Raw genomic sequence first — 20,671 nt, forward strand, 5'->3', positions numbered from 1 at the left:
ATTTTTTAAAATAGTTTTTAAAACATATTTTAGCTGTTAAGCTACTTGAAAAAGCCGAGACATCAAAATACTGACATCCCGGGCTAGTGTATCATACTGAATTAATGAAGCCGGCCACAGGCCCATACTAAATACCCTACATTGATACACCGCCAGATTTGCTGACCTAAAACAATCTGAATTATGCTGGAGCCATCATTATACGGTATTCATAAAACGAACAGAAAGGGCAACGATTTGTGGGGTAAGAATCAGTTCAATAGCACGTTCCCTGCTTCCCTGGCCTGCTACATGCGGGACAAGGATATCAAAGCTGTTTACCTGAAAGTGAATGAGCAACTGCAGGTGGTGGCAGAAGAAATTTCAATCGATGACCTATTCAATACAACAGCGCCTAATGAGGAAATCACCTTTTCTTTCGAGAGCAAATATCAGCCCTATCAGAAATTCGCCTTTGACGATATCAAAGGCATAGACCTGGTCATCAAACACGGAGAAGAATGGTGCCGGCCCCTGGAAGTCAAACTCACAGTAGTGCCTGACCAGACGACCTACAACGAGATAGAGGCCAACTGGGGCGCTGAATTGGTAATCAGACCCGCATCTACCTCCTATTGCGCCCTGGGCATCGCAGAATCCTGTGAGAACGACCTCCGTGAAATCAGGGACATCTTCGAACCGGTATGCTACGGTATTCAGCACTGGGATAGCAAGTTGGAAATCTCCAGCATCCAGGGGAACCTGATCACGGTACTGGACATCTTTCAGCGAAGGTTCTGTCAAAAGCAGAAACCCTTTTTGATGCAACCAATCTGGAAAACGAAAGGGAAATCCCCCTTGTTAGCCGACAATGCATTCGATATTTTTGTGTGGAGTGACTTTGCACTCTGCAGAACATTTATAGATCGGTCTACCAGTCCGCAGACAGAAGTAAACCGGTTTATGAGAAGTTCCGCCCGGTTAGCAAAAGTCTTATACGACCTCTCCAGCACAGGCAAAGCACATTTGGAAAAGATCTACTCCGCATTGACTTATGGCCTGCAAAGCGACAAGGAATTTGCATTGAGCGGAAAGATCACCAGGCATTATATGAATTCTCCAAGAAGAGTACATCCTATCTTACCACCAAAAATACTGACGGAATTAATATTGAATGGGGGAGAGAAGAAACTAAGTCCGGAGAGGAGATTTGACCAAACGATCTACTATAGTACAGAGAGTTTGTTTAATGAATTGTAGAGAGAGAATTTTTTTCTCTTTCAGGACAATATTATTTTTGTGAAAGATTTCCTTATCTTAGTACAAGCACGTTTGAATCAAATTCCAAAGAATTATCCTTTTTATTTCAGGGGACACTAACCAAAATCATCAGAGCGTAAAAGGTTACAACAACAAGATTGTCACTAAATCTGCCTTATTTATGAAAATAACCATGGGTACTTAATACATACTACCAAGTAGATATGATGTGTGTTATTGTGAATTTATATCCGGTTGCAGGCGTTACCGGCGGGCAAATTAATGTTCTCAAAAAACCATTCTCCTCAAAATAAAATCTTTTCAACCATGAAAAGCAGAATCGCGCTGTCCTGGATCAGGTATGCATTATGTTTTCTATTTCTTTATACGAGCTTTAATAAGCTGATGGCTTTTGATTACTATCTGTATGATCTGAAAAGATCTCCTTTGTTAGGCAATTATGCCATCATTATATCTATTCTCATTCCCACATTAGAGCTGCTGGTAGCAGGACTTTTATTAATTGAGAAAACCATTAAAGGAGGTCTACTGGGTTCCCTGGTCCTCATGGTCCTGTTTACGATTTATGTGGGATATGTGCTAATGTATGCATCTAACAGACCATGTACCTGCGGGGGGATCATCCGCGAACTGACCTGGCCGCAACACCTGGTATTTAACATCTTCTTTTTACTGCTTTCCATTCTGGGCCTCTTTTTACAGCGGAGGCCTATAGCTTCTTTTATTCACACGGGGGACGCCGAAAACCATTAGAGTAGGCACTATTATCCATCTTTAATTGATCCTTATGAAAAAGAGAAAACTACTGATTGCACTCTTTTTGATTCTGGGTGCTGCTGGCGCAGCCCGGGCTACAAAGGCCAGAGATTTTTATGGGTATATTTATCTCAATGGGGCATGGACACAAATTTACATTCCCTACGAGTGTCCGTATAATGGATGGGGTTGTACCTACCCCCATAATGGCGTTGTTTATCAAATTTATCTCCAGTCAGGAATAACATTCTATCCACTTAAACCGTAATCAAAAACAGAGGTTGTATCAAAAGGAATTGGATGGCACCAGCATTCAATAACAGCAAATGCGTGTCATCGGGCATCCGGATTAAATCCCCTAAATTTTACTTTTGATACAACCTCAATTTAATATTTCACTGGTATCCTGGATTCTGTACCAGATTGGGAGCACGGCTGATTTCCGACGAAGGAATAGGCCACAACTGTTTGCTTGCATTCCAGGCACCTCCACCCTTGGCAGGAGTTTCAGTCGCCATTACAACCTCCACCTTCCCTGTTCGTTTCAGGTCAAACCAGCGGTGACATTGCTCTGTAAACAACTCTACCTGCCGCTCCCTGAAAATGGTGTTTAGCAACTGGTCTTTGTTCAATACACCTTCAGGTATTGCGGCTAAGCCGGCTCTTTGCCTGATCTTATTCAAATCTGCAAGTGCATCAGATAACTGACCAAGATGTGCCTCGCATTCTGCCCTTATCAAATAGATCTCTGCCAGTCTGAAAATCATAGAATACTCCTTTATATCTTCACCCGATTTCACTTTATACTTATATGGAAAATAATAAGTAACAGCAGGTGAAACGCCACTATCTGTATAAGTACTAATCCAACGCTTCCGTCTTTGATCACCTACCTCAAAAGCTTTCAACAAAGAACTGCTAATAGCCTGTTGTCCGTCTGTCTTGAGAGACTGCGTTATAATGAATTCATTGCCTTCAGTAGTATTGATCTTGGCCGTATTGGGCGTACCCGGCATCAGCTGCCAGATCGTTTCTTTACTATTCTTTAAAAATACCTGGTCAAGCGCTACAAGGGTATAAGTATCATTCATTGCAATAATAGCACTTGCCTGTTGTTCGGCTTCCGCATAATTTTCGGTATAAAGATATACCCTGGCTAATAAGGCAGATACCGTGGCCCTGTTAGGACGAACACGCTCATCACTGTTATCTTTACTATTGACACCTTTGTAATGCTCATCAATGTCCGTTTGAGCAAGCATCAGATCCGCAATAATCTGTTGATAAACGTCTCTCTGTGCAGTTCTTGAAAGTAATGCAGTTACATTGACATCTGTCGTAACCGTTATTGGGATATCACCATATAAATTCGTCAGATAAAAGAACCAGTACGCCCGGATAAAAAGCGCTTCCGCCATTAACTGTTTTTTAATAGCAGGGTCCAGCGTTTCAGAACTATAACAGCCCCAATACACCTCATTTGCAACACGAATGTAATAATAACCGGCAGTCCATAGATTGGTTCCAATTACATTATTAGGAGCAAGCATGTTCTTGTAAATTGCCTCCATATCCGAAGTCCAGGTAAGCATCAGTTCATCACCACTCAATCCTGTTGAGCGGGCAAGTCTCGCCGGCGATGCATCTGCGTTATGCATACCTCCATAAATCCCCAATAGTGTATTCGTGGCGGTGGTATTATCCTTAAATACCTTTTTCGCTTCTATTTTTGACCCGGAAACCTCCACATCCAAAAATTTGCGACAGCTCATATTCCCGACAAACAAAAATATTAAGATCAAACATCGCAATTGGCGATCACTCATTGTTGCATAATTTAATAATTACAAACTGATCCGGGCTCCTACCACAATAACTTGTTGTGTTGGCTGATGGAACCTCACAAGAAAATCCTGCGTCTCAGGATCCAGCCCTTTAAATCGCGTCCACGTAAATAAATTTTGCGAATTCAGGAATAAACTCGCCGCTTTAATTTTCACACGGGTACTCCATAATTGTGGCAGATCCCAGGATAGGGATACATTCTTCAATCTGATATAGGAAGCATCTACAATACTGGCATCACTTTGCGCAAATAAATCTGTCGCCTGCTTTGCATTCATATCGCTTGCCGAATACCTTTGCACATCAGCTATATCCCCTGCCTGTCTCCACCTTACTTTATCCGACAAGGGCTGATTCCCGCCTGATGGCACAAAACTTCCCGGCATGTCCATACTCGCCACATAATATCCTGATTGTTTCACTAACTGAAGAAACAGGGATAAAGTCAATCCCTTATATTTAAAAGTATTCCCCCAGCCGGCATATAATGTAGGACCAATATTTACCGGGTATCTATCCTGCTTATCTATTTTGTTATCTCCATTGAAATCCACAAACTCCGCAATCCCTGTAGCCGGATTAATCCATTTGAATTTATAAACGTTCCGGATATCAAGCGGCTTGCCCACAGCATAAATAGAAGAATACAGGGAAGACGAAATATTCGGAAAGGATATCAACTTGTTATAAGGAATAGTGACGTTAAAAGTACTCATCCATGAGAAGTATCTTCGCTTAATCTGGTTGATGGCAAATTCCAGTTCCCACCCATGGTTCTGAACAATCGCCGGTAAATTATCAGTCGTATACTTATACCCTGTAATAGCAGGCAATTCATATTTGACTAACTGGTTCCTTGTTCGATTGCGGAAGAAATTTACCGCTATCGTATACCGTTCATTAAAACGCAATTCAAAACCCGCTGCTGATTTAATCAGGATCTCCCATTTGTACTTATAATTCGTCAGCTGCGTGCGCTGAAGCCCCAATACACCCTGATAACCTGTCGAGACCGTATAAGTATCATAAAACTGGTAATCAGAAAATTGATCATTTCCAGTTCTGCCAATGCTGGCATAGATCTTCCCGAAACTAAGCGATGGGATCTTCAGAAATCCCGGTGTCCTTGAAAATAGCCATCCAATCGCTGCACTACCAAAATACTCGTTCCTGGTATCATTGCTAAACCTGCTGCTACCATCATTCCTCCCTGTCAGGTTCAGATAGAGCTGCTCTTTGTAATTATAACCTAAGCGTGCATAGATCCCTTTATAACGATACACATTCGTATCCAGATTTAAATTTTTAACATCCGCCATCGAAATATTTCCAATCAGCTCATCGCTTTCAAAATCCGTTCCCACCATCAGGTGCTGATGTTGCCTGCTTTCCTGGAATGTAATCCCCGTCAGCACATCAATTGCATGTACAGCATTCAATTTAAAATTGTAACTCACCTGCGGCTCTACAATCCAGGAGCTAATCGCATTTAAGCCCTCGCTATGTGATCTAAGCCATGAAAAGGTGCTTAACAGAGGAGTCATAGAACTTAACGGCACCACAGCACTCTCATCCAGCCTGATGTAGTTGGTACCCAGATTTGCACTCAGCTTTAAACCCGGTTTCAATTCATATGTCAGCTTCATACTTCCCAGAAAATGACTGAACACAGCACGATAACGTTGAAGCAATTCCCCATAAGGATTCAGGAATGTGTTATTCTCCCAGTTCAGATCACCGGCTGTTGTGAATAAAGATGGAGCATTGGGAGCAAGCAGGATATTCGGAGTGAGGTCATTTACAGGAAGCTGGTTATCATTCTTCATATAATGTAAACCAATGTCAATATTCAATTTGTTGCTGTCAGAAGAATGAAGCAGTGACAGATCTGCTGACAAGGTAGTACTGGCAAAATTCGGCGAGAACACAGCGCTTTCGCGTCTGTAAGCACCACCGATGCTGAAACGGGTTTGCGCATCTCCTCCGGAAAAACTGGCGCGGGCATTGGTAATAGCTGCATGTCCGCCCAAAAATTGTTTCTGCCAGTTAGTATACCTTGTTGTATCCCAATTCACCAAATCATAATCACCATCCCCAACTTCCATTTTATCATTGTTGATGCCCTCATGTCTCATGGCCAGGTACTGCTGTGTATTCATCAGCTTCAGGCGGCTGGTCACTCTGCCCTGTCCGGAATAGACAGATACATTCAACCCACCTTTACCCGCAGCAGGCCTTTTAGTTTTGATCAGTACAATACCATTCGCACCTCTCGCACCGTAAATAGCAGAAGCATCTGCATCTTTCAGGACCTCTATACTTTCTATATTTTCAGGTTGTGGTAATTGCATGGAGCTGATATCGCCTGCAGCATTTTGCAGTTGGTTCAGTACGGACATGGCCAGGGGTACACCATCTACGATGTATAATGGCGCATTCCCATTCGCTAAGCTGTTGCTGCCCTCAATATTGACAACAATAGCAGCCCCGCTTATCCCGGATTGCTGCCTGACAGTCACACCAGCAAACCTTCCGGCTAATGCCATTAAAGGATCTGAAACAGGCTGTCCTGCAATATCACTGGCACGCAGGATCCCAATCCTACCTGGATTTACATCAGAAGGCACACTGTAATACCCCTTACTGACAAAGGAATCTAATTGTTGCTCTTGGGGTGACATAATACATTTGATGAACGAACTGTCACCACACGTAAACTCCCTGGTCTTATACCCCAGATAACTAATAATAAAAGTGTTCTCCTTATTGATCCCTGGTATCCTGAATTTACCTTTTCCGTCGGAGACAATCGACAGACCACGTCCTTTCAGGATAATGGTAGCATTACCAAGAGGCTTGTTGGCAGTATCAACAACGATACCTAATAGGTCATAAATCGGCAGACTATCCACTTTCTTAGCGGCAACAGCCTTATTAGAAGCAGGTTTGTATAGGATTTGTACGGACTTCTCTGCTGGCGTAATCTCGAAAGAATAAATTTGTGGATTCAGGATTGCTTTTAAAACAGCTTGCAGTTCCATTTTAGAACAGTGGAAATAAATAGGCCCTCTTTCATTAACAATACCATCCTGAATAGTGAAATTATAACCTGTTTGCTTGTGCAGTATTTTCGATACCTGGAATAGGTTTTTCCCTTTGATGTTCAGGTCTATTAATTGAGCTTTTAAACGATTAGTGCTTATTAATAAAGTAAAAAATAATATTAAAAATGATTTCATGGATGGAGGATGTTTTAAAAACAATAAACATTAAAAAATCCCTCACCAACCAACCAGCACAACGCAGGATTGCACATGGCTATTTGTCGATGAGGGATGGAAGTAAAAGACAATGGAAAAGACCGCTTACTCTACAGTTATGGCATTGTTCTTCATCACCAATTTAATTCCTTTAGAAATTGAGATTTGTTTTAACAGGTTCGGAAGCGAGTCGCTCTTACTATATATTGCGTCCAGTGTAGTATTACTTATTTTGCTGGTATCGATATCTACCTCGTACCATTCTCCCAGTTCTTTAAGTACATCTTTCAATGGAGTATGCTCAAAAACCCAATCATCTTTCCAGGAAGTAACACTGTTAAGATCTACCTCCTTTATCTCAAATCCTTTAGCACTTTGTGAAGCCTGTTCTCCGGGCCGCAGGCGTTCTTCATGTTTACCACCTACAGTAGAAGTTAAGATTACAGCGCCTTCCAGGAGGGTCGTCTTTGGTCGCTCCCCGGCATAACTTCTTACATTGAAATGAGTACCTATTACCTGTATTTTTTGTCCGCTGCTGCTTACAATAAAGGGATGGTTTACATCCGGCTTCACTTCAAAATAAGCTTCCCCATCCAGGAAGACCTGTCTTGTTTTTCCCTTCAGGCCTTCAGCGAACCGAAGCTGACTGCCGTCATTCAGGTACGCAATCGAGCCATCTGGCAAAGTGTTTTTAAAGTTCCTGCTATGATGGCTGGTAATCGTATCCTGGACGGCAGCGATGCTGACATCATTAACCCTGGTACCAGGTCTGTAATACAAGATGGCGACCACGCCAATTGCTACAGCGGCTACAGCCGCCGCCATTGGGCGAAGGAGACTGCGGGTCTTAGCAGTATGCCCGGGCATGCGTTGTTCTATTTCAGCCTTTATCTCCTTCCACTCTTCAGCCATCGCATGAGGGCTCAAAAAAGCGATATTTGCACGCGGTGCTTCTTTGAGCAATTTATTGAACCAGGCATCAACCAGGTTCTCTTCCTCCTCGGTGCATTGCCTGGCAACATACCTTGAGAGTAAATCTTTTGCTTCTTGAGGGGTCATCTTTGAGGATTTTTATTAGTTTCTATTTTGGATAAGTAAAACACATGATTAAGGTTGTTCGCGGTCTTTCCTGCTAACAATCGTCAGAATCGAACCGTATATTAGTTTTGATGTATGCTTTATCAATCCAATAAAGTCACGCCCGCTTAAGGTTTCAGGGCGAACCATTATAATACTGCTGATGATAACCAGCAAACCTGGAAGTAAGGTCAAAATGAAAACATAGTGATACCAACTAAAATGTCCATTCACCATCATCATCACCATGTAGGTGGTAGCAAACATGATTGCCATCCAGAAAATGCCTTTTGGCCATAAGTCTTTCATAAAATATTTTTGAATTTGTGCATTTTAATTTTAATAATACGCATAGCATTCCCTGCCACCCAATTCACGGCTGGTAACTCTGGGGCTGGTTTTAACCTTTATATGAGTTATAATCGGGGTAGAATAATTCTTTGATTTTGCATTCTATAGATGTTGCATCGTTTGATTAGAGATGCCTACAATAATATAACGTGAAATAAATGGCTTAGGGTTATCGGCTAGGAAAAAAAATTTTTAATCAACTGGGATAAAAACAGGATTAAATACAAGATCAGGAATAGCTTTATTACTGAACGGATCCGTACCAATGCTTTATGAATTTGATTTTTCACCGTTTCTTCACTTTTATTAAGCCGCGTGGCTATTTCCTGCCGCGACAGCTCCATTTCCCGGCTCAATGAGAATACTTTTTTGATTTCCTCTGACAACTGGTCTATTTCATGCTGGATCAACGCATTTAATTCCTTTGTGAGAAGTTCAGAATCTGCTCCAGGTGTCGATTCATCTGCACTAACAGCAAAGCTATTATAGTATTCATCCGCCCGCTTATTCTCCCTTATGTAATTAATCGCCTTATTTCTTACAATCTTATATAAATATCCCTTTAGAAAAAAGCCTGGATCCGGTACCTTTTTCATCTCATACAACGAAAGAAAAGTATCCTGCACCAGGTCTTTTGCAACTGTGTCGTCGTTATTCGTCATCTTTAAAGCGATCGTCTTAATGTATTTCCAGTAACGTTGGTATAACACTTCAAAAGCTGCATGATTGGAACTATTCATCAGGGTTAATAGTTCAATGTCTGAAAGGTTAAGATATTTTTTCATAAGGGAAAATTGTTTTGAATTTTATCGTCTTTTAAAAAAACGGCACAATTAAAATTATTTATTTCATAGTGAAACGGAAAAAATCATGAGTTAACAGCAGTTTAACAAAAAATAGTCGCAGTATTAATCTTGAAAAAATTTTATTAAAAATATTCCATTTTTGAGTATTACTTTTCTTAAATCAATGCAATCAGGCTTATTTCATTATTGCATTTTACATGTGCGAAAACACAAAAAAATTGAGCTCGTATAAATAAAAAAAACCTGTATCAAAAGATACAGGCTCTCAACAATATCTGCCCTGCCAGTTATTCAATATATTATTCTATCACCAGTTTATAACTTGCCTTTTCACCTCTATTATTTATAAAGGTCACAAAGTATAACCCCGGTGTCTGTTCACTGAAATTATAACTAAGCTGTTGTACACCACCAGAATTCGCCCTCACCACTCCCAAATCTTTCACCAGCTTCCCCTGCGCATCGAACAGGCGGATCACTCCCTGCTCATTCTCAGCAAGTGCCACATTGATCGTAGTATGACCATGTGTTGGATTTGGATAAATATTCTTCAGCTTTTCTGTCGTCAACTTCTCCTCCACAACCCCTATCCTTGCAGATGAACTACAAGCACCGGCTGCAGGTGAGTTGCCTGTTACTTCCATCCAGTCTATATCCGCAGTAGCAGCGGAAGCAGTAGACTCCAACCGGATTGTATTGTTCCCTGCATTCAGCGCTACAGTTGTGGTAGTATTGGAGAAAGTAGTACTGCTGCTGGTCTTCGCAAAAGAAAGTCCATTATTAACAGTGCTTCCATTCACGATCAGCGCCATTGTAGATGCATTGCTGCTACCACTGTTTACATAGCGCCAGTTGAGGCTATAAGTTCCTTCAGCAGCAGCATTCACAAGCCATGTCACGCCTTTACCTGCACTATTGGAAAGATTCACCACATACCCGTTATTCGCACCGCTGTTATTGCTGATAGCTCCATCATAACTACAAAGCCCTGTTGTCGAATTATCCTCTATCCGGATAGTAGCATTACTGCCAGTACTGCTTGCCTGGAAATTAGCTGTCACTGATTTAGCCGCATTCATGGTAACGGTAACAGCACTTGCAGTACCTGACACATCTCCGCTCCAACCCGTAAACGTATATCCTGAAGCAGGACTGGCCGTCAGCGTCACTACCGTACCGGAAGCATAAGTGCCAGCACCGGTGATGGTGCCTCCTGCAGCAGGAACACTTGTTGTCGAAAGCGTATATTCTGTAGTACCTGTACTACCGCAATCCGGGCTGCTCAGGGTCGCGCCGGCACCTGCACTTACCAGCGCCTTAACAGCACTGGCAGGAACGGCGTTCAGGGTATAAGGAGGCGTGAATGCAGTTCCACTTCCTGAAGTATTACCGGAAGTATTCGTGAAGATATTATCCTTCTGCGTGATGGCCGTAAAGTCATTATTCATCAGGTCAATCGGATTTTTCACATTTTCAAACACATTCCCTTCAATCAACAGGTTAGCTTCAAAACCTGCCATAATACATTTTGAAGATACCGTGGAGTTAAAATAGTTATTCACCAGGTGTACCTGACCAAATCGTACTCTTGGCATACGTTCCTTACAACCCTGTGCCCACCAGCAATTGGCCATTGTAATACGAAGATGCCCTCGGTCACCGGTCGCCCCATCACTGGAGCCAAACAGGTTTGAGAATCGATGATCATCAGAACCTCCTGAGCCACCTGCCACCGGTGTCTTATTGTAAGAAAACTTACACCAGGTCACTGAAATATAGTCGGCAGCAGACTTGATATCAAGGTTCCCATCCATGCCGTCCCGGAAGTCACAATGATCTACCCAAACATTTGTACTGTTATCGATTGTCATGTTATCCCATCCATCGGTATCATATGCAGCAGGACCTTCAAAGGTGATGTTCCTGAATATTACATTCGATACCCGTTTGACGTAGATGATTCCTGAACCGTCTTTCGTCAGGTCACTGGATACCAGCCTGGAACCAGGTAATCCATAAATCGTCTTGGCCGACTGGTCCTGGAAATTAATCCTGCCTCCGGAAGGGATGGTGATCGTGCCTGAAATGTGTACGACTTTTACATTGGAGGAGGTAATGGCTGTCTTCAGCGCATCATAAGTGCTTACAACAGTAGGGGTGGCAGTTCCACCGCCTGTAACGCCTCCATTTTGGCTGGCCCAGCCGACAAGGCTACATTGGGCATGGGCAGATACACCTAAAAAGCAGCAGCTTGCAATTAGTACCCATCTTAAATACCGGGTTTTCATCATAGGATGTTGATTTACTAATAATGGTTATAAACAGGGCAGACTATGGTTATTGTTAATAATAGTCCTGAGGGAATACCATTTACATCAGATATGGTTTGATTGGGAATTTTAGCGCTGCTAATATATTTTATTTTATTAATTTCTTACATGATTGTATACAAAAGAGGGTGCATTCAAAAGAAAATTATCCCGGATTTTATTCGGGTCCCCTTTAATACACCCTCTTTGGTTTTTATATTCTTTAGTCAATTGCCTGCTACTTATCAATCATCAGGTCAATACTTATAGCCTTTTCAATAACGCCACTGTATCCAATGGCTCAGGGCGATACCTATAATCAGCATCTGCTTTTACATCCAGGATTATCCCATTCTGCCCAATCACAAAGCGCGCAGGAACAGGCAACTCCCAGGCCGAGCCTTCATTGATCTGCTGAATATCATTCCCAAATCGCTTCATATAAAGTTGCTTTAAATAATCAGGAAATTCATACACCAGCCCAAATGCCTTCCCTGTTTTATTATCCACATCTACCAGCATATTATATTGCAGCTGAATTTCATTCGCCTGTTTTTCCGTTCTTGAAAACTGCTGCGGAGAAATCACCACCAGATCAGCTCCTGCATCCCTGATCTGGTTATATACATTATTCAACACCTTCACTTCTTCTACACAATAAGGGCACCAGCTTCCCCTATAAAAACTCACTACCAGCGGCCCTTTATTTAACAAATCAGTTGAACTGATGATTTCATTCCGCTGATTGCTTAACTGAAACACCGGTGCCTGATCTCCGGGTTTCAGTATCCCCTCCATGGCCCCCGATTCTCTCAGGTAATGAATATGCCGCTCCATTAATTCCTCATCTTCAGGAGAAACCCGCTTTCCCCAGAATTCACGCAACTTTTCCAGCTTATGCGCCAATAGTAGATTCCTATCAATTGTCTCCATGATCTTCATTTTTAATAGTTTCCTTTAAAGTTCAGCTGCCAATGGAAAATCAATATCCAGATGTGTAAGGTTATGGATATAATTGCTGATGATTTTATCACCTATCACCATTACCACGTCAATCATATTCGCTTCGCTATATCCAGCCAGGTAAAAGGCTTCTATTGCTTCAGCTGTAGCTTTACCACGATTCTCCACTACGGACGATGTAAACCGGGCCAATGCATCCAGTTTGGCATCAAATGATGCCTTGCCGGATCTTATCTCCAGCACCTGCTCATCTGAAAATCCATTCATCTTTCCCAATACCGTATGTGCCGACTGACAATAACGGCAGCCATTGATCTGGCTGGTCACCAGGTTAATCACTTCTCTTTCCTTTGCCGTTAGCGTACTTTTACGGTTTTGTAAACTGAGGTAATCCCCCAGGGCCGTTTCATTCTTACCAAAATATGCGTAGAGATTGGGAACAAAGCCCAGACCTTTTTGTAGCTTGTCAAAAATAGCCTGGTTATTAGCAGAGACATCTGATCTTGTGGGAACGCTGAATGATTTTTGTGCTGTTGTGTTCATGATTGCTTTCGTTTTTGCATTTATGTCGTTATTGACAATGCAAAGATGCGATAGCAGCAACCCTCATAAAATGAAGTAGATTAGGAAAAATACTTGAACCAGTTCAAGATTTACGCCCTAGCTTATTATTCCGGATTTTAGATAGGAATTCCGTGCTCATACCCAGATAAGATGCTATGACATATTGGGGCATCCGCGCATTGAGCAAGGGGTACCTGGTGAGGAAGTCTTCATAACGTTCCTCGGCAGATTGTGTAAGGCTTGTAATAATCCTGCGTTGCATATAAGCCGCTGATCGCTCAGCCAGCATACGGAAAAACGTCTCAAAATGATGGGATGCTGCTTTTAATCTCTTTTCATCCTCATGACTGATCTGCAATAGTTCACAGTCCTCCATCGCCATCACAAACATAGTGGCCGGCAGCTGGTTCATATAGCTATTGTAATCCGAAATCCACCAATCCTCAATAGCGAGCTGAATAGTATGCTCCTGCCCCTGGTCGCCAATAACATAGGCCCTCAAAGCCCCTTTTAGGACGAAATAACGATGATGTGCGACAAAGCCAGGCTGTACCAAAAACTGGCGGCGCTTTGCTTTAAAAGGCTTAAAACACGAAATAAAATCCAGTACTTCTTCTTCAGAAAGTGGTATAATTCTTTGTATATAATCTGCCAGCGCTTGTTTATTGGTCATTACATCCGTTGAATAGTCCAGGCAAAGATATGTAATCTAATGGCTGGGTTATAGTCAATTTCCCGGAGAATCAGGTAAGGCTTTGGAAATTGAGCAGGTGATGATGACACCGTATAAGCATGACTGCACGAGATCCCCTCCGCTAGCTAAAAGACTGTCTAAACTCCAAAGGCGAAAGCCGGGTTTTGGTCTTAAAAAGTTTACTGAACGATTGGGGATGTCCAAATCCCAATTCATAAGCAATCTCACTTACCGACAAATCTGTGGTCGATAATTTCTCTTTTGCCTTTTCAATCAGTTTGTCGTGAATGTGTTGTTGTGTACTTTGTCCCGTAAGCGCTTTCAGCAACCCGCTCAGGTAACTTACTGAGATATTTAAGGTGTCAGCAATGTATTGCACGCTCGGCAAACCCTTTTTTATTAAATCATCATTTTCAAAATAATGGGTAAGTAATTTTTCTAATCGGTCAAGGATTTGATGATTGGTTATTTTACGGGTAATAAATTGTCGTTGATAAAACCGTTCAGAATAGTTCAGCAATGTCTCAATTTGAGAAATGATAATGTCCTGGCTGAATTTATCAATGTTGGTATGATACTCCTGCCGGATATTCCGGATAATATTATTCAAAATATCCTCTTCTTTTTCTGACAGAAACAGGGCTTCGCTAACGGAGTAATTGAAAAATTCATACTGTTTTATCTTTTGGGCCAATGACGTAGCCCATAAAAAATCGGGATGAAAGAGCAACAACCAACCCGAACGCTTTTTATTTTCATTCGGGTTGTTGTTAGTTCTCAGTATCTGGTTGGGTGCCATAAAGCATAATAAACCTTCATCAAAATCATATTGCTGTTGGCCATAAAACATTTTGCTCACACCGCGTTTTAGCGAAATCGCATAGTATCCCAATAGCAAGGTGTCTGAATCTTCACTTGTATTTTGATACATTGTCGAATAATCTACAATGCTGATAAGCGGATGTTCAGGATTAGGCAAACCATTATACCTGTGAAATTCACTGATTGTTTTTATCCTATGAGGTTTTATATGGGCCATACTACAAAAATAATTTTAATTACAATGATTACCCAGGTCTTAGTAGCAAAAAACACCACAATACAGTTGGTTATTTACCTTGCGCCTGCAGTGATAAATGCTGCCATTGTTCCCAGGTCTCTATTCTGGCCTGATAAAGATCTTTCGCCCACTTAAGAGATTGCTCACCCAGGAAAATTCTCAGCGGAGGATTGGCCAGGTCAGCAATTTTCATAATTACATCTGCCGTAGCGGCAGGATCGCCCAACTTGAATAAGCCACGTACTTTCGCATGCTCTTCCCTTACCTTGCTATAATCAGCATTAGCACTGGTATGTACTGCAGAGCTGCCACCCCAGTCTGTTTTATAACCACCCGGTTCGATAATGGTAACATGAATGCCCATACCACCCACTTCCTTGCTTAAGGATTCAGAGAATGCTTCCAATGCCCATTTAGATGCGTGATAAAGGCCAAGACTGATATTTGCAATAATCCCTCCGATACTTGACACCTGCATAATATGGCCGCTTTGTTGTTTACGCATAATTGGCAATACAGCTTGTGTAACCCACAGAGCACCGAAGAAGTTCGTTTCCATTTGAGCCCTTGCTTCAGCCTCTGAAATTTCTTCAACCATACCAAATAAACCATATCCGGCATTATTCACGACGACATCTATTCTCCCAAAATGCTGATGTGCCTTATCAATAGCATTAAAACAGGCTTCGCGTTGCGTAACATCCAGCGGCAGCAGCAATACATTCTCCTTATATGCCGCCTGCAAATCTTTCAGGTTATCAATGGTACGGGCTGTAGCAACAACTTTATCGCCCCGTTGTAATGCTGCTTTTGCCCATTCATTGCCAAACCCCTTTGATGATCCTGTAATAAACCATACTTTCTGTTCCATAACTTATATTTTTTGTTAATGCAAAAGTCAGTAACAATACAGGGACGCATGAAGCCAAATCAACTTTTATTGTAGGCAAAAATGAGGTAGCATAAAAAATCGCCTGTTGCGGCCGCCTCATGAATTTACATTTCAGTCATAATAATTAAATACCCCAGCCCCGGAAAAATTGATTGAATTTTTGAAGTATTGGTTTGATTTATTGTAACACGAGGGGCTGCTTCAAAAGTACTTTTGTATCACAAACAATAACAAAACAAAAACACAATACCATGAAAACAAAAGATCAGATCAGGACCCTTGCACAACAGGCATTCAAGAACCATCTTACCTATTTATCTGCCGGCCGGATCAGTGAGTGGGTAGACCTTTTCACAGCAGACGGTATACTTGAATTCCCCTACGGCCCTGCAGATTTTCCCAACCATGTAGCCGGGAAAACCGCGTTGTATGACTACATGAAGAATTTCCCTGAACACTTTAAGGTTGAATTCGAAAACCTGCATTTCCATGGCACAGAAGATCCGACCCTTGTGATCGCGGAATTTACCAGCCGTGGGCATGCCATTTCAACAGGCAAGCCCTACAATCAAAAATACATCTCAGTAGTGACCACAAATGATGAGGGCAAAATTGTGAAATATGTAGATTTCTGGAACCCACTGACAGCAATGGAATCTATCAATCAACCACTTGCCAGCTTCGTATCTTAAACCTTCAACCCATCATGACCGCAAGCTCCTGCTTGCGGTCATTTCCAAATTACCACAGATGAAATTTTTGCGTAATTTTATTTTTCCGAAACAGACGCGTACTAAGAATATGGCCAAACCGGAAACAATAGAAGAATATTATGCAAGCAGGCCTTTCCTGTCAGCCAGGGGAGCGGGAGACAATATTGCACATTTTAATATCTTCCGCATAGGTGATCCTGATATCGAAGATGTCCCTGTTCAATTTGGCCGGAAAAACTTCTTTAAGATCTGCATTATTTCAGGCAATAGCCTTATACATTATGCAGATAGAACATTTGAGGTCAGGGAGCATGGAATACTTTTTGCCAACCCACAGATCCCTTACAACTGGGAGCCCTTATCCAGCAAGCAGCAGGGATTTAGCTGTATCTTCAACGAAGCATTTTTCGAACACTTTGGCAGGATAAAAGAATACCCTGTTTTTAAGCCGGGTGGCTTCCCTGTATATGAGTTGACAGAAGGGGAGCTGTCGGCGATAAAAGGCATCTTTGAACAAATAATGGTGGAAAAGAACAGTGAATTCACATTTAAAGAGGATGCGATCAGGACACTGGTGCTGCAACTCATTCATAATGCAATCAAGATACGGCCGGCTATAATCACCTCACCGGAAAAAGTAAGTGCAGCAAGCAGGATCACTTCCTTATTTTTAGAATTGCTGGAACGTCAGTTTCCACTTGACAGCACTTCATCAGAAGTACAACTGCGTACCCCGGCAGATTTCGCGAACCAAATGGCTGTGCATGTCAATCACCTGAACAAATCGGTGAAGGAAATTACCAATAAAACGACTACCGGTATTATCATGCAGCGGCTCCTGCAGGAGGCAAAGATTATGTTAAAACATACTTCATGGCCAATTTCAGACATTGCCTATGCTTTGGGTTTTGAAGGACCTACGCATTTCAGCACATTTATTAAGCGGCAATTACAGGTGTCGCCGTCACAGTATAGGAATGCCTAGCCTGGGATGTTTTCTATTAAGGGGTTATTACAGGGATCACTTTTCTCGTATCGGAATAGCTGGTGCTAATGCCTGGGTTGGGATGTTTTCTATTAAGGGATTATTACATGTATCACTTTCTTGTATCAGAATAGCTGGAGCTGTTTGCTATTAATCGGCTATTACTGGTATCACCCTTGTTGTATCAGTATACCAGGATCTGCAGCTATTTTCTTAATGCCTCTAAACTTAACACCTACTTTTCCCGCAGCAGTCCTACGAAAAATTGCCCTTCTTATCTACCCAAAAACAAGTCGATCTAACGCTATGAATTATTCAAATTTCGCATTCTATACTGCTCCGGACTCACCCCCCGGATCGTCTTATAAAAATGATAAAAGTGACTGCTATCATGAAACCCAAACTCTTCCGCTATTTTTTTCACAGACTTATCCGACGAAGAAAGCCTTGTTTCAATCAACGCTATTTTATACGCATTGCAATAACTACGAAATGACTGTCCATATGTTTTCTTAAAGAAATTACTAAAATAGCTCTCCGAGATATGAAAGCGCCTGGCGATATGCTCTATCTTCAGTAGTTCTGGCTGGTAAATATTTTCATGCAGGTAATCTATCAGATGATCGGTATCAACCTCCTGAAAATCCTTCATCTTAGAATGATCTATGCACATCCTGCACAATTCGATCAAAGATAAAAATTGGTGGTAAAACCATACTTCATTAACCGGTCGCCCGGCCAGGTAGGACTCCGCCAAATTAGTCATCGTACGTTTCAGGATCTGGTCATAGGGTGCTATAACCTGTATTTTATTTTCCTTCACCCAGGCATGATGCATCAGTTGTTTAGTCCGGTCTAAAGCTTTCAGGTCCCCCGAGTGCATAGTGATAAAATCCGGTGTAAACTTAACGACCGTAAAATGAGTAGCGACAGCAGGGTCAAAGGAATGGGTATCCGCAGGTGAGATCAGGTACACATCTCCGCTGCCATAGTAGATTTCCCTTCCATTCAGCATATGTCTTCCTGTGCCACTATGAATGTAGACAATCTCATAATAGGTATGACTATGAACCGAATAGTGAGGAACCTCGTCTTCATAATCCACCACTTCCAGTGCCGAAAATTGCTTTAATTTCATTAGCTCCCCTAAATTGTAAAAACAAAGATAATTACATCAGAAAGAAATAAATCTACATCTCTTTAATAAAGCCAGGGGCCGAATTTTACATAAACAAATACAGGGAAAGCAATGGAAATGCAATTTTTGAAGGTGGAGGGTAAATCCTTTGCCTATTATGAGGAAGGACAAAAAATTAATCCGGCTATAGTACTGTTACATGGCTGGCCGGAAAACTCAAGTATGTGGGAAAAGATAATTCCGGCACTCACTAAATCTTACTATGTTCTGGCAATTGACCTCCCTGGGCTAGGGGATAGTGATGCGATAGCGCAACATGACACCGGAACAGTGGCAAACTGGATATCGAAAATTACCAGGGCCTTGGACCTGACTCAATTCAACCTGATCTCACATGATATCGGTAGCTGGGTGGCGAGTACCTATGCCCTCCTGTTTCCCGAAGATCTCGAATCTTTGGTATTGATCGATGCAGGCATTCCGGGCATCCTTCCCGATGCCTTTTTCTCCCTGGCCAATGCACAGAAAGCATGGCACTTCTATTTCCATGCGGTACCTGGACTACCTGAATTTTTAGTCAAAGGGCAATTGAAGGAGTATTTAACCTGGTTTTTTGAGAACAAAAGCTTTGTCAAAGATGCGATCACGGCAGACCAAATCAATAATTACACAAAGCAATATGAAAACAAGCTGACAAGCGGGTTTGACTATTACCGGCAATACGAGGAAAGTGTGTCGATCAACCGGCGCTTGCTGCGCAAACTGCCGATTCCAGTGTTAACTATTGGGGGCAGGTATGCAGTGGGGGACAAGATGCAAGCTGTTGCCGGGGCATTGTCCGATAATTGGTACTTTAGGGAGGTTGATGATTGTGGGCATTATGTACCAGAAGAGCAGGCGGAGGAATTGATTGGAATCCTGGAGGGTTTTCTGAAAAGGGATTTGGTATAATTCTTTGCACAAAAAGAATGAAACGACTGTTAAATATTCAGTAATGGCAGAAAATGAAAAGTTAGCATCTCTAAAAGATTTCCCGATAAAAAAGCGCCTCCATTCAACCGGTCTTTTATTTTGCCTGTTGGACATGGTAGTCTTTCGCGTGACGTACTAATAGCTGCGCCAGTATTCGCGCTGCTTTTTTGCGATATTGACCTGCCGGCCAGGAAATAGTGGCCAGTCGGGTCATACCCTCACCTGTAATTTTCAGGGCTTTTAATTCAGGATAGTTAAAGATCGACGACCCCATTAATATGGTAGCCCACTGACCACTATCTACTAGTTGTAAAAGCATATTGATATCATTTACTTCCATTTTGATATCAGGTATTAGATGATGCTCTTCCAATAAAAGATCGAGGTAATTTCGGATACTATATCCTTTTGAAGGCAACAGCAAAGGCAGACCATCTAATTGCTTAATGTTGATCTGCTTTCTACTGCCCAACGGATGGCTCTTGTGAACTACAAGTGCCAGGCAGGAAGAAAACAAACGTTCAATTTCAAATCCTTCGCCTTTCTCACCCTGAGAAAATGACAACATCATATCAATATGACCCTGATCAAGCTTGTATAGTAGATCCTCAGTGGTACCAAAGTTGATTTTTATGCTGATTTTTGGACACTCTCGTGAAAAGTCCAATATAGCTTTCCTTAACAAGGCCATTAGTCCATAGGTCACGCCGATCGACAGCATTCCTGTATTCAGATTCATCAAATCCTTCAACATGTCTTTTCCGTCCTGTGCATCTTTCGTTGTCTTGAGAGCATAAGGCAAAAACGTTCTACCCGCCTCTGTGAGTCGCACCCGCTTTGCGATCCTGTCAAACAAGGGGATTCCCAGTTCATCTTCCAATTGTTTGATCTGTTGAGACAGCGTGCTTTGCGTAATAAATAATGCACCCGAAGCATCAGTAAAATTTTGTAATTCGGCGGCCTTTATAAAGTATTTTAATTGACGGAGTTCCATGTTTTAAAAATATAAAAAAATAATCGCTTTTT

19 protein-coding genes are annotated in these 20,671 nt (G+C 41.9%); 6 read left to right on the forward strand and 13 right to left on the reverse strand.

Features of this window, described 5'->3' with window-relative positions; genetic code table 11:
- Nucleotides 1–183: 183 nt before the first annotated feature.
- The 3 genes from DXN04_RS06280 to DXN04_RS06290 all read left to right on the forward strand — a co-directional run bounded on the left by DXN04_RS06280 (nucleotide 184) and on the right by DXN04_RS06290 (nucleotide 2,284).
- Nucleotides 184–1,239, forward strand: coding sequence for a HindVP family restriction endonuclease (locus DXN04_RS06280; RefSeq protein WP_116852491.1), 1,056 nt, complete (start codon nucleotides 184–186; stop codon nucleotides 1,237–1,239).
- Between the two features lie 327 nt (nucleotides 1,240–1,566).
- Nucleotides 1,567–2,013 carry a MauE/DoxX family redox-associated membrane protein gene (locus DXN04_RS06285; protein WP_116852492.1) on the forward strand — a complete coding sequence of 149 codons (447 nt, stop codon included), beginning with the start codon at nucleotides 1,567–1,569 and terminating at the stop codon, nucleotides 2,011–2,013.
- A gap of 34 nt (nucleotides 2,014–2,047) precedes the next feature.
- Nucleotides 2,048–2,284, forward strand: coding sequence for a DUF6520 family protein (locus DXN04_RS06290; protein ID WP_116852493.1), 237 nt, complete (start codon nucleotides 2,048–2,050; stop codon nucleotides 2,282–2,284).
- 127 nt (nucleotides 2,285–2,411) lie between these two features.
- Here the strand turns inward: DXN04_RS06290 and DXN04_RS06295 are convergent, their stop codons facing one another.
- The 11 genes from DXN04_RS06295 to DXN04_RS06345 form a co-directional block, all read right to left on the reverse strand.
- Nucleotides 2,412–3,764 (reverse strand): RagB/SusD family nutrient uptake outer membrane protein, encoded by a 1,353-nt coding sequence (locus DXN04_RS06295; RefSeq protein WP_158568874.1) that lies wholly within the window; start codon nucleotides 3,762–3,764, stop codon nucleotides 2,412–2,414.
- Nucleotides 3,765–3,860: 96 nt separating this feature from the next.
- Nucleotides 3,861–7,100, reverse strand: coding sequence for a SusC/RagA family TonB-linked outer membrane protein (locus tag DXN04_RS06300; protein ID WP_116852495.1), 3,240 nt, complete (start codon nucleotides 7,098–7,100; stop codon nucleotides 3,861–3,863).
- A gap of 126 nt (nucleotides 7,101–7,226) precedes the next feature.
- Nucleotides 7,227–8,180, reverse strand: coding sequence for a FecR family protein (locus tag DXN04_RS06305; RefSeq protein WP_116852496.1), 954 nt, complete (start codon nucleotides 8,178–8,180; stop codon nucleotides 7,227–7,229).
- Between the two features lie 48 nt (nucleotides 8,181–8,228).
- Complete coding sequence (locus DXN04_RS06310) at nucleotides 8,229–8,507, reverse strand: hypothetical protein (protein WP_116852497.1); 279 nt, start codon at nucleotides 8,505–8,507, stop codon at nucleotides 8,229–8,231.
- A 218-nt stretch (nucleotides 8,508–8,725) separates the two neighbouring features.
- Nucleotides 8,726–9,334 (reverse strand): RNA polymerase sigma factor, encoded by a 609-nt coding sequence (locus tag DXN04_RS06315; protein ID WP_116852498.1) that lies wholly within the window; start codon nucleotides 9,332–9,334, stop codon nucleotides 8,726–8,728.
- A gap of 320 nt (nucleotides 9,335–9,654) precedes the next feature.
- On the reverse strand, nucleotides 9,655–11,646 hold the full coding sequence (locus DXN04_RS06320) for a pectate lyase family protein (RefSeq protein WP_116852499.1): 1,992 nt from the start codon (nucleotides 11,644–11,646) through the stop codon (nucleotides 9,655–9,657).
- Nucleotides 11,647–11,928: 282 nt separating this feature from the next.
- A complete protein-coding gene (locus tag DXN04_RS06325) occupies nucleotides 11,929–12,597 on the reverse strand; it encodes a peroxiredoxin-like family protein (RefSeq protein ID WP_158568876.1) in 669 nt (222 codons plus the stop codon).
- A 24-nt stretch (nucleotides 12,598–12,621) separates the two neighbouring features.
- Nucleotides 12,622–13,170: a carboxymuconolactone decarboxylase family protein gene (locus DXN04_RS06330; RefSeq protein ID WP_116852501.1), complete on the reverse strand. Its 549-nt coding sequence runs from the start codon at nucleotides 13,168–13,170 to the stop codon at nucleotides 12,622–12,624.
- Between the two features lie 103 nt (nucleotides 13,171–13,273).
- Nucleotides 13,274–13,864 carry a Crp/Fnr family transcriptional regulator gene (locus DXN04_RS06335; protein ID WP_116852502.1) on the reverse strand — a complete coding sequence of 197 codons (591 nt, stop codon included), beginning with the start codon at nucleotides 13,862–13,864 and terminating at the stop codon, nucleotides 13,274–13,276.
- Nucleotides 13,865–14,006: 142 nt separating this feature from the next.
- Nucleotides 14,007–14,924, reverse strand: coding sequence for a helix-turn-helix domain-containing protein (locus tag DXN04_RS06340; RefSeq protein ID WP_116852503.1), 918 nt, complete (start codon nucleotides 14,922–14,924; stop codon nucleotides 14,007–14,009).
- A 70-nt stretch (nucleotides 14,925–14,994) separates the two neighbouring features.
- A complete protein-coding gene (locus DXN04_RS06345) occupies nucleotides 14,995–15,816 on the reverse strand; it encodes an SDR family oxidoreductase (RefSeq protein WP_116852504.1) in 822 nt (273 codons plus the stop codon).
- A 272-nt stretch (nucleotides 15,817–16,088) separates the two neighbouring features.
- Here DXN04_RS06345 and DXN04_RS06350 point away from each other — a divergent pair, with 272 nt between their 5' ends.
- Both DXN04_RS06350 and DXN04_RS06355 read left to right on the forward strand, forming a co-directional pair.
- Nucleotides 16,089–16,529, forward strand: coding sequence for a nuclear transport factor 2 family protein (locus tag DXN04_RS06350; RefSeq protein WP_116852505.1), 441 nt, complete (start codon nucleotides 16,089–16,091; stop codon nucleotides 16,527–16,529).
- Nucleotides 16,530–16,587: 58 nt separating this feature from the next.
- Complete coding sequence (locus tag DXN04_RS06355; RefSeq protein ID WP_116852506.1) at nucleotides 16,588–17,535, forward strand: helix-turn-helix domain-containing protein; 948 nt, start codon at nucleotides 16,588–16,590, stop codon at nucleotides 17,533–17,535.
- A 304-nt stretch (nucleotides 17,536–17,839) separates the two neighbouring features.
- Here DXN04_RS06355 and DXN04_RS06360 read toward each other — a convergent pair whose 3' ends face one another.
- On the reverse strand, nucleotides 17,840–18,673 hold the full coding sequence (locus DXN04_RS06360) for a helix-turn-helix domain-containing protein (protein WP_116852507.1): 834 nt from the start codon (nucleotides 18,671–18,673) through the stop codon (nucleotides 17,840–17,842).
- 111 nt (nucleotides 18,674–18,784) lie between these two features.
- Between DXN04_RS06360 and DXN04_RS06365 the strand changes: the two genes are divergently transcribed.
- Complete coding sequence (locus DXN04_RS06365) at nucleotides 18,785–19,624, forward strand: alpha/beta fold hydrolase (RefSeq protein ID WP_116852508.1); 840 nt, start codon at nucleotides 18,785–18,787, stop codon at nucleotides 19,622–19,624.
- A gap of 115 nt (nucleotides 19,625–19,739) precedes the next feature.
- Here DXN04_RS06365 and DXN04_RS06370 read toward each other — a convergent pair whose 3' ends face one another.
- Nucleotides 19,740–20,639 carry a LysR family transcriptional regulator gene (locus tag DXN04_RS06370; RefSeq protein ID WP_116852509.1) on the reverse strand — a complete coding sequence of 300 codons (900 nt, stop codon included), beginning with the start codon at nucleotides 20,637–20,639 and terminating at the stop codon, nucleotides 19,740–19,742.
- Between the last annotated feature and the right edge of the window lie 32 nt (nucleotides 20,640–20,671).

Source organism: Chitinophaga silvisoli (assembly GCF_003412465.1).
GTDB classification, from domain to species: domain Bacteria; phylum Bacteroidota; class Bacteroidia; order Chitinophagales; family Chitinophagaceae; genus Chitinophaga; species Chitinophaga silvisoli.